Source organism: Tabrizicola sp., from assembly GCF_016793705.1.
Taxonomy (GTDB): Bacteria; Pseudomonadota; Alphaproteobacteria; order Rhodobacterales; family Rhodobacteraceae; genus Tabrizicola.
This window is the reverse complement of record NZ_JAEULO010000039.1, coordinates 183,265-191,874: the sequence shown is the minus strand read 5'-3', so window position 1 is coordinate 191,874 and position 8,610 is coordinate 183,265. Positions and strand designations below refer to the sequence as shown.

Below are 8,610 nucleotides of genomic sequence, written 5' to 3'. Positions count from 1 at the left end.
GACGAATTTCGCCGTGCGCTTGATCATGCCGTGGCGCTTGCCGGCGTTGCCAGCCTTCACCCGACCGGAGGCCGTGAAGCTGAAGCGCTTCTTCGCCGCCGACTTGGTCTTCATCTTGGGCATTTCCATCTCCGTGGTTTCAGGCACGACTCGGCATGCCACTTCGGCCGGCCGTGCGGGTAATGAAGCCGTCCCTATAGGGGCGGCGCGCGGAAGGCGCAAGGGGTCAAGTCACTGGAACAGCCGCGCGACGACGCCGATCATGACGCCGGGCACCTGGTTGAAGGCATAGCCGCCGGGTTTGATCACCAGCGCCGCAATGATCAGGCCAAGGGCGGCGATCACCATGATCGCCCCGATGCGCGGGGCGCGGCTTTCGACCCAGGCAGACAGCAGCGAGGGAATCGACAGAACCAGAAGGACGATTCCGATCGTCAGGAGCAGATCCGTATCCGTTTCCATGAACCCTCGCGTGCGATGATCCGTGGCGCAAGGTTACTCTGGGTCAACCCGCGAGATCAATCGTTCGTCGCAGGGCGCCACGCGCAGGATGTTGGTGGTACCCTTCACGTTGAAGGGAACGCCTGCGGTGACGACGATCTGGTCCTCATCGGTCGCGAACCCGTCAGACCGCGCCGCGCCGACGGCGGCCAGCACCGCCCCCTTGAAGCGTTCCTGCGGCGGGGTGATCACGCAATGTGCGCCCCAGGTCAGCGCCATGCGCCGGGCGGTGGACATGAGCGGAGTCAGCGCGATGATCGGCACATGCGGTCGTTCGCGGGCGACAAGCGCGGCGGTATTGCCGGTCTGGCTGAAGCAGCAGATCGCCTTGATGTTGGTGGCTTCCGCGATTTCCCGCGCGGCGGCGACGATGCCGTCGGCCACCGATTCGCGGCGGACGACGCGGCTGGCCTCGATGACGGAACGGTAGGTCGGGTCCTTCTCGACGCTCATCGCCACGGCGTTCATCGTCGAGACCGCCTCGACCGGGTATTTCCCCGCCGCCGATTCCGCCGACAGCATCACCGCATCGGCGCCTTCGTAGATCGCCGTCGCCACGTCCGAAACCTCGGCCCGGGTGGGGACCGGCGATTCGATCATCGATTCCAGCATCTGCGTCGCCACGATCACCGGCTTGGCCTGCGCCCGCGCCCCGCGCACCAGCCGCTTCTGGATCGGCGGAACCGAGGTGACGGGCAGTTCGACGCCGAGGTCGCCGCGCGCCACCATGATTCCGTCCGACACTTGCAGGATGGCATCATAGGCCTTCACCGCCGCCGGTTTCTCGATCTTCGACAGGATCGCGGCGCGGCCCTTGGCCAGGCTGCGCGCCTCGATCACGTCTTCCGGGCGCTGCACGAAGGAGAGCGCCAGCCAGTCCACGCCCAGCTCGCAGGCGAATTCCAGGTCGCCGCGATCCTTCTCCGACAGGGCGGCCAGGGGCAGCACCACGTCGGGGACGTTCACGCCCTTGCGGTTGGAGATGGTGCCGCCGACCTCGACCGTGCAATCGGCGAAGTCCTTGCCGCAGGCGTTGACGCGCAGGCGGATCTTGCCGTCGTTGACCAGAAGCGAGGCGCCGGGCTCCAGCGCGGCGAAGATTTCCGGGTGCGGCAGGTTCACGCGGGCGGCATCGCCCGGGGTGGTCGACAGGTCCATGCGGAAGGCTGCGCCCTCGACCAGTTCCTCCGCGTCCCTGGCGAAGACCCCGACGCGCAGTTTCGGCCCTTGCAGGTCGGCGAGGATGCCGATCGGGCGGCCGAGGTCCCGTTCCACCTTGCGGATGATCTGGTGCCGCTTGGCGATATCCTCGTGGACCCCGTGGCTCATGTTGAGGCGGAACACGTCGGCCCCGGCCTCGAAGAGCGCGCGGATCATCTCGTAAGTGCTGGACGCGGGGCCGAGCGTGGCCACAATCTTCACGTTGCGGTGACGGCGCATCGCCATCCTCCTGCTTTGAATTCCGGTTTCATGTGGGCCGCGTGCCTTATGGCGCAACTCGGGGCGTCCCGCAACGCCTTCCGGTCGCTCTTCGCGTCCTTTCAGTTGCTCATCGCTGGCCTTGCGCGAAGAACGACCGTAAGGGAGGGATGAGCACCCGAGAGGACCACCTTGGCCTTCAAGATCGACGGAGAACATCGTCCCGGACGCTGGCTGGTCACCTGCGACCATGCGTCGAACCATGTGCCGGACTGGGTGGGCGGCGGCGACCTTGGCATCCCGGCCGAGGACATGGGCCGCCACATCGCCTGGGACGTGGGCGCGGCGGGTGTGGCGCGAGAGCTGGGGCGCCTGCTCGACAGCCCGGTGATCCTGTCGGAGTTCAGCCGCCTGGTGATCGACCCGAACCGGGGCGAGGACGACCCGACGCTGGTGATGAAGCTTTACGACGGGACGATCATCCCGGCGAACCGGCACATCACCGCCGAGGGGATCGAAGAGCGGCTGGACCGGCTCTACCGCCCCTATCACGCGGGTTATGCGCGGCTGGCGGCGCTGCGGCCCGACCGGGTGATCGTGGCGGTGCATTCCTTCACGCCCTGCCTGCGGGGCCGCAACCCCCGGCCCTGGCAGGTGGGGGTGCTCTATTCCCATCTCGACGAGCGATTCTCGAAACCGCTGATCGCGCGGCTTATGGCCGAGCCGGACCTTTGCATCGGCGACAACGAGCCCTATTCGGGCCACCTGCCGGGCGATGCCATCGACCGCCACGCCTTGCGGCTGGGGCGGCACAACATACTTATAGAAGTGCGGAACGACCTGATCGGCACTCCGGTGCAGCAGGCCCATTGGGCGGCCCGGCTGGCGCCGATCCTGACCGAAGTCCTGGAGGGCATATAGATGGACGACCGAACCCGGACGGAACTGGAAGCCGCCACCTTCCGCACCCTGGTGCATCACCTGATGGTCAAGCGCCCGGATGTGCAGAACATCGACCTGATGAACCTGGGCGGCTTCTGCCGCAACTGCCTGAGCCGCTGGTATCAGGAAGCGGCGGCAGAGCGCGGGATCGAGATGACGAAGGACGCCGCACGCGAAATCGTCTACGGGATGCCCTATGCCGACTGGGTGGCGCAGCACCAGACCGCGGCGGATGAGGGCAAGAAGGCGGCCTTTGCGAAAGCCTTTGCCGAGAATGTCGGGAAGAAGGCTTAGGAAGCCTCGACCATCCGGACAGCGCCCATGCCGCGAGGGCATTCCTTGCCAATTTGCAAAGCCCGACCCGGGCGCGTGGTTAACGGCTTGGCAAGCAGAATCAGGCAGAACAGGACGTGAACACATCGTCCCGGATCAGCCCCATGCAGATGCTCCTCTCCGCCACCACCATTCTCGTCCTCTTTGCCTGGGCGCAGGAGCAGGTCGCCAAGGTCCCGGTCGGCTGGTCGCCCTTCGCGGCGGTCGAAGCCGCCGTCGCCCCCTGACCCATCACGAACACCGGCCGTGGCGAAAACGGCGATAGCGGTGGCGAAAACCGGCGGCCCCCTCTGCTGCAACAGGCCTAGAACAGGCGCTGAAGCAGGAGGACCGCCGTGCGCTATTCCGGATTTCGGGTCATTGCCGAGGCACTTACCGGCCACAAGGGCTGGAAGCCCGTCTGGCGCGACCCAACCCCCCAGGCCGAATACGACTATATCATCATCGGTGGCGGCGGCCACGGCCTTGCCACGGCCTATTACCTTGCCAAGGAATTCGGCCAGGCCCGCATCGCGGTGCTGGAAAAGGGCTACCTCGGCGGCGGTAACGTCGGCCGGAACACGACGATCATCCGCTCGAACTATCTCCTCGACGGCAACGAGCCGTTCTACGAATTCTCGCTGAAGCTCTGGGAAGGGCTGGAGCAGGACTTCAACTACAATGCCATGGTCAGTCAGCGCGGGATCATCAACCTGATCCACACCGACGCGCAGCGTGACGCGGCCACCCGGCGCGGCAATGCGATGATCCTGCACGGTGCCGGTGCGCGCCTGCTAAATCGCGACGAAGTGCGCGCCATGTATCCCTGGCTGAACTTCGACAACGCCCGCTTCCCGATCAAGGGTGCACTGATGCAACCGCGCGGCGGCACGGTGCGGCATGACGCGGTCGCGTGGGGCTATGCCCGCGGCGCCGACATGCGCGGCGTCGACCTGATCCAGAACTGCGAAGTCACCGGCATGCGGATCGAGAACGGCCGCATCCGGGGGGTTGAAACCTCCCGCGGCTTCATCGGGGCGAAGAAGGTCGGCGTCGCGGTGGCGGGGTCGTCCTCCAAGGTGATGGCCCATGCCGGGATGCGGCTGCCGATGGAATCCCACGTCCTGCAAGCCTTCGTTTCCGAAGGGCTGAAGCCCTTGATCGACGGCGTGATGACCTTCGGCGCCGGGCATTTCTACGTCAGCCAGTCCGACAAGGGCGGCCTGGTCTTCGGCGGTGACATCGACGGCTACAACTCCTATGCCCAACGCGGCAACCTGCCGGTGATCGAGGATGTGGCCGAGGGCGGCATGGCGCTGATGCCCGCTATCGGCAGGGTGCGGCTGCTGCGCACCTGGGGCGGGATCATGGACATGTCGATGGACGGCTCGCCGATCATCGACAAGACCCCCGTCGAGGGGCTCTACTTCAACGGCGGCTGGTGCTACGGCGGCTTCAAGGCGACCCCCGCCTCGGGCTGGGCCTTCGCGCATCTTCTGGTGAAGGACGAGCCGCACAAGACCGCCACGGCCTACCGTTTCGACCGGTTCCTCAAGGGCCTGATGATCGATGAAAAGGGCCAGGGCGCCCAGCCGAACCTGCATTGACGGAAATTATCGAATGATCATTCACCATCCGATCCTCGGCCCCCGCGACGCGCAGGAATTCGTCTATCTCGGCGATGCCAGTCTGATCGAGCGGCCCGACGGCATGACCGCGGGCGTCGAGGTCTTCCACGAGTATCTGTATCAGCGCACCAACCCGGCCGGCGAACACCGAGAGCTTTGGTATCACGAACAGGGCGACCGTTCCTGGCTGGTGGTGACGCGGAACACGGTCACGCATGAAATCACCAGGGTGGAACTGGCGCGCGATGTGGCGCGCAGCAAGGGGCGGTCGAAATGAGCCAGTCGCATCGCATTGAAGGTGGCCAGATCGACCGCACGAAGACGCTCCGTTTCACCTTCGACGGCGTGCCCTACCAAGGCCATCCCGGAGACACGCTGGCCTCGGCGCTTCTGGCGAACGGCGTCCGTCTGATGGGCCGCAGCTTCAAGTACCACCGCCCGCGCGGGCCGATCTCCTCGGGTTCGGAAGAACCGAACGCGCTGGTGGAACTGCGCAGCGGCGGGCGGCAGGAGCCGAACACCCGCGCGACAGTGGCCGAACTTTACGACGGCCTCACTGCAAACAGCCAGAACCGCTGGCCCTCGCTTCGCTTCGACGCGATGGGCATCAACGACAAGCTCTCCACCTTCTTCGCGGCGGGCTTCTACTACAAGACCTTCATGTGGCCCAAGTCCTTCTGGGAAAAGCTTTATGAGCCGATCATCCGCCGCGCCGCGGGCCTCGGTTCGGTCACGCGCGAGGAAGATCCGGACGCCTACGACAAGGGTTTCCTGCATTGCGACCTGCTGGTCATCGGCGCCGGTCCAACCGGCCTGATGGCGGCCCTGACCGCCGGTCGTGCAGGCAAGCGCTTGATCCTTGCCGACGAGGATTTCCGCATGGGCGGGCGGCTGAATGTCGAGACCTTTGCGGTCGGCCAGGCGCTAGGTGCGGACTGGGCGGCGGGCGTTGTCGCCGAGTTGACCTCCCTCCCGAACGTGCGGCTGATGACGCGCACCACAGTCATCGGCGCCTTCGATCACGGCATCTATGGCGCGGTCGAGCGGGTCAGCGACCATCTGCTCGCTCCCGCGCAGGGCAAGCCGCGGCAGGTGCTGTGGCGTATCTATGCGGGCAAGGCGATCCTCGCGGCGGGGGCGACCGAACGTCCCGTCGCCTTCGAGAACAACGACCGCCCCGGCATCATGCTGGCGGGCGCGCTTCGGGCCTACGCGACTCGCTGGGGCGTCAAGGTGGGGGAGCGGGTCGCCGTCTTCACCAACAACGACGACGGCATCCGCACGGCCATCGACCTGCAAGCCAAGGGCGTCGATGTCGTCGCTGTGATCGACAGCCGCGAGGGTGGCGCACTGCTGCCCGGCATCCGCCACCTGCAAGGCGCCGAAGTCATCGACACCTCTGGCAAGCTGGGCCTCAAGTCCGTGACCATCCGCCAGGCGAACGGTCGGTCGGAAACCATTGCCGTCGATGCACTCGGTGTCTCGGGTGGCTGGAATCCTAATGTGAACATCCACTCACATCATCGCTCGCGCCCGGTCTACGATGACGCGATCGCCGCCTTCGTGCCCGGCCAGGACGGCCCTCCGGGCCTCTCCGTGGCGGGCGCCGCCGCCGGGGCCTTCTCCACCCATGCCGCGCTGAAAACCGGCCGGGACGCTGCGATCGCCGCGCTGGACCTGACCGGCGCTGCGCCCGACCTGCCGGAAGCCGAAGACGCGCCGACCCGTGTCACGCCGCTGTGGTTCGTCCACCACGGCAAGGGCCGCGCCTGGATCGACCAGCAGAATGACGTGACCGTCAAGGATGTGAAGCTGGCGCATCAGGAGAACTTCACCAGTGTGGAGCATCTGAAACGCTATACCACGCTTGGCATGGCGACCGACCAGGGCAAGACCGGCAATGTCATCGGCCTGGCCGTCATGGCCGAACTCACCGGCCGCTCGATCCCCGACACCGGCACCACGATCTACCGTCCGCCCTATACGCCAGTCGCGCTCGGCACGCTCGCCGGACGGTCGCGCGGCAAGGAATTCAAGCCCTTCCGCCTGACCCCCAGCCATCACTGGGCCAAGGAACAGGGCGCGATCTTCGTCGAGGTGGGCAACTGGCTCCGAACGCAATGGGTGCCGAAGACGGGGGAGACGGAATGGCGGCAGTCGGTGGACCGTGAGGTCCTGGCGACGCGCAAGTCGGTCGGCATCTGCGATGTGACCACGCTCGGCAAGATCGACATCCAGGGCACCGATGCGGGGGCCTTCCTGGACCGCGTCTATGCCAACACCTTCTCTTCCCTCGCGGTCGGCAAATGTCGCTACGGGTTGATGCTGCGCGAGGACGGGATCGTCTTCGACGACGGCACCACCGCCCGGATGGGCGAGAACGAATATGTCATGACCACCACCACCGCCAATGCGGTCACGGTCTTCCGGCACCTTGAATTCTGCCGCCAGTGCCTGTGGCCGGACATGGACGTGCAGCTCATCTCCACCACCGAGGCCTGGGCGCAATTCTCCGTCGCCGGACCCAACGCACGGAACCTGCTGGAGAAAGTCGTCGACCAGGACATCTCCGACGCCGCTTTCCCCTATATGGGGGCGGGCAATGTCACCGTCTGCGGCGGCCTCCGCGCGCGGCTCTTCCGCATCAGCTTCTCGGGCGAGCTGGCCTATGAGATCGCCGTCCCCACCCGCTATGGCGACGCGCTTTTGCGCGAGATGCTCTCCAAAGGCGCGGAATACGATCCCATCGTCTACGGCACCGAGGCGCTTGGCGTGATGCGGATCGAGAAGGGCCATGTCGCGGGGGGCGAGCTGAACGGACAGTCCACCGCTCTCAACATGGGCCTCGGCAAGATGGTGTCGAAGAAGAAGGACTCCATCGGCATGGTCCTGTCGCAGCGCGAGGGGATGGTGCAGGAGAACGGCTACCGCCTGGTTGGCGTCAAGCCCGTCGATCCCCAGGGCAAGTTGACCGCAGGCAGCCATTTCCTTGAAAAGGGCGCGGCGGCGGTCGCGGCGAATGATGGCGGCTGGCTGACCTCCAAGGTCTATTCGCCACATCTGGGCTGCGACATCGCGCTCGGCTACCTGAAGGGCGGCGACAGGAAGATCGGCCAGCGGATGCGGATCGTGAACCTGCTTGGCAACCTCGATACCGAGGTCGAGATCATCTCGCCCCATATGTTCGACCCGGAAGGAGAGCGTCTCCGTGGCTAGTCTCATGGCACTTACCGCGCTGGGTGCGCGCGAACCGGCGGTGGTGGAGATCGGGCCGCTGCGCATCACCGAACGCACCGATCTGGCTCTGGCCTCGGTCGCGGCCCGGCGCGGGCGGATGGCGGACCTTGCCGCCGCCGCGCAGACCGCTGGCGTGCCGCTTCCCGAAGCCGCCCGCCACCAGGCCGGAACGTCCTATAGCGCCTTCTGGACCGCGCCCGAGATGTGGTTTGTCGAGGCCCCCTTCGGCAGCCATGAGATGATCGCCGACCTGTTGAAGACAACCCTGGGCGACGCTGCAAGCGTCACCGAACAGACCGACGCCTGGGTGGCCTTCGACCTTGCCGCCGCCGATCCGGCGCCGCTTCTTGAACGCCTTTGCAATGTGGATTTTCGTGCCGTGCCAAAGGGATACGCCACCCGCACGGTAGTCGAGCATCTGGGTGTCTATCTGGTCAAGCTGGACCAGGGCACGGTGCGGCTTTACGGCCCGCGGTCCTCGGCGGAGAGCCTGCTGCACGCATTGGAGGGTGCCGCCGCCTCGGCCTGGTAAGGCTTTCGCTTGATACAGGCCATGTTTCCCGGTAGTGAA

10 protein-coding genes are annotated in these 8,610 nt (G+C 66.0%); 7 read left to right on the top strand and 3 right to left on the bottom strand.

The window, feature by feature from the left end; translation table 11 throughout:
* From JNJ68_RS09765 to pyk, 3 genes are all read right to left on the bottom strand, one after another.
* Positions 1 to 123, bottom strand: a 123-nt coding sequence (locus JNJ68_RS09765; protein WP_294981931.1) for a 50S ribosomal protein L35, incomplete at its 3' end; no start/stop codon positions are given.
* A 108-nt stretch (positions 124 to 231) separates the two neighbouring features.
* Positions 232 to 462 (bottom strand): hypothetical protein, encoded by a 231-nt coding sequence (locus tag JNJ68_RS09760; protein WP_294981913.1) that lies wholly within the window; start codon positions 460 to 462, stop codon positions 232 to 234.
* A 33-nt stretch (positions 463 to 495) separates the two neighbouring features.
* Positions 496 to 1,941 (bottom strand): pyruvate kinase, encoded by a 1,446-nt coding sequence (gene pyk, locus JNJ68_RS09755; RefSeq protein WP_294981912.1) that lies wholly within the window; start codon positions 1,939 to 1,941, stop codon positions 496 to 498.
* A 171-nt stretch (positions 1,942 to 2,112) separates the two neighbouring features.
* Between pyk and JNJ68_RS09750 the strand changes: the two genes are divergently transcribed.
* The 7 genes from JNJ68_RS09750 to JNJ68_RS09720 all read left to right on the top strand — a co-directional run bounded on the left by JNJ68_RS09750 (position 2,113) and on the right by JNJ68_RS09720 (position 8,571).
* Positions 2,113 to 2,841 carry an N-formylglutamate amidohydrolase gene (locus tag JNJ68_RS09750; RefSeq protein ID WP_294981910.1) on the top strand — a complete coding sequence of 243 codons (729 nt, stop codon included), beginning with the start codon at positions 2,113 to 2,115 and terminating at the stop codon, positions 2,839 to 2,841.
* The gene (locus JNJ68_RS09745) at positions 2,842 to 3,156 is read left to right on the top strand and encodes a DUF1244 domain-containing protein (protein ID WP_294981909.1); all 315 of its coding nucleotides are present in this window, start codon (positions 2,842 to 2,844) and stop codon (positions 3,154 to 3,156) included.
* A gap of 116 nt (positions 3,157 to 3,272) precedes the next feature.
* Positions 3,273 to 3,422 (top strand): hypothetical protein, encoded by a 150-nt coding sequence (locus JNJ68_RS09740; protein ID WP_294981907.1) that lies wholly within the window; start codon positions 3,273 to 3,275, stop codon positions 3,420 to 3,422.
* 108 nt (positions 3,423 to 3,530) lie between these two features.
* A complete protein-coding gene (locus tag JNJ68_RS09735; protein ID WP_294981905.1) occupies positions 3,531 to 4,781 on the top strand; it encodes a sarcosine oxidase subunit beta family protein in 1,251 nt (416 codons plus the stop codon).
* A gap of 13 nt (positions 4,782 to 4,794) precedes the next feature.
* Positions 4,795 to 5,079, top strand: coding sequence for a sarcosine oxidase subunit delta (locus JNJ68_RS09730; RefSeq protein ID WP_294981903.1), 285 nt, complete (start codon positions 4,795 to 4,797; stop codon positions 5,077 to 5,079).
* Positions 5,076 to 8,018: a sarcosine oxidase subunit alpha family protein gene (locus JNJ68_RS09725; RefSeq protein WP_294981902.1), complete on the top strand. Its 2,943-nt coding sequence runs from the start codon at positions 5,076 to 5,078 to the stop codon at positions 8,016 to 8,018. The genes JNJ68_RS09730 and JNJ68_RS09725 overlap by 4 nt, the downstream gene beginning before the upstream one ends.
* The gene (locus tag JNJ68_RS09720) at positions 8,011 to 8,571 is read left to right on the top strand and encodes a sarcosine oxidase subunit gamma (RefSeq protein ID WP_294981900.1); all 561 of its coding nucleotides are present in this window, start codon (positions 8,011 to 8,013) and stop codon (positions 8,569 to 8,571) included. The genes JNJ68_RS09725 and JNJ68_RS09720 overlap by 8 nt, the downstream gene beginning before the upstream one ends.
* Positions 8,572 to 8,610: the final 39 nt, after the last annotated feature.

Bases quoted from the DNA above. Each gene is read 5' to 3' on its own strand.
- JNJ68_RS09745 (WP_294981909.1), top strand. From the start codon at position 2,842: ATGGACGACCGAACCCGGACGGAACTGGAAGCCGCCACCTTCCGCACC.
- JNJ68_RS09730 (WP_294981903.1), top strand. From the start codon at position 4,795: ATGATCATTCACCATCCGATCCTCGGCCCCCGCGACGCGCAGGAATTC.
- pyk (WP_294981912.1), bottom strand. From the start codon at position 1,941: ATGCGCCGTCACCGCAACGTGAAGATTGTGGCCACGCTCGGCCCCGCG.
- JNJ68_RS09725 (WP_294981902.1), top strand. From the start codon at position 5,076: ATGAGCCAGTCGCATCGCATTGAAGGTGGCCAGATCGACCGCACGAAG.
- JNJ68_RS09760 (WP_294981913.1), bottom strand. From the start codon at position 462: ATGGAAACGGATACGGATCTGCTCCTGACGATCGGAATCGTCCTTCTG.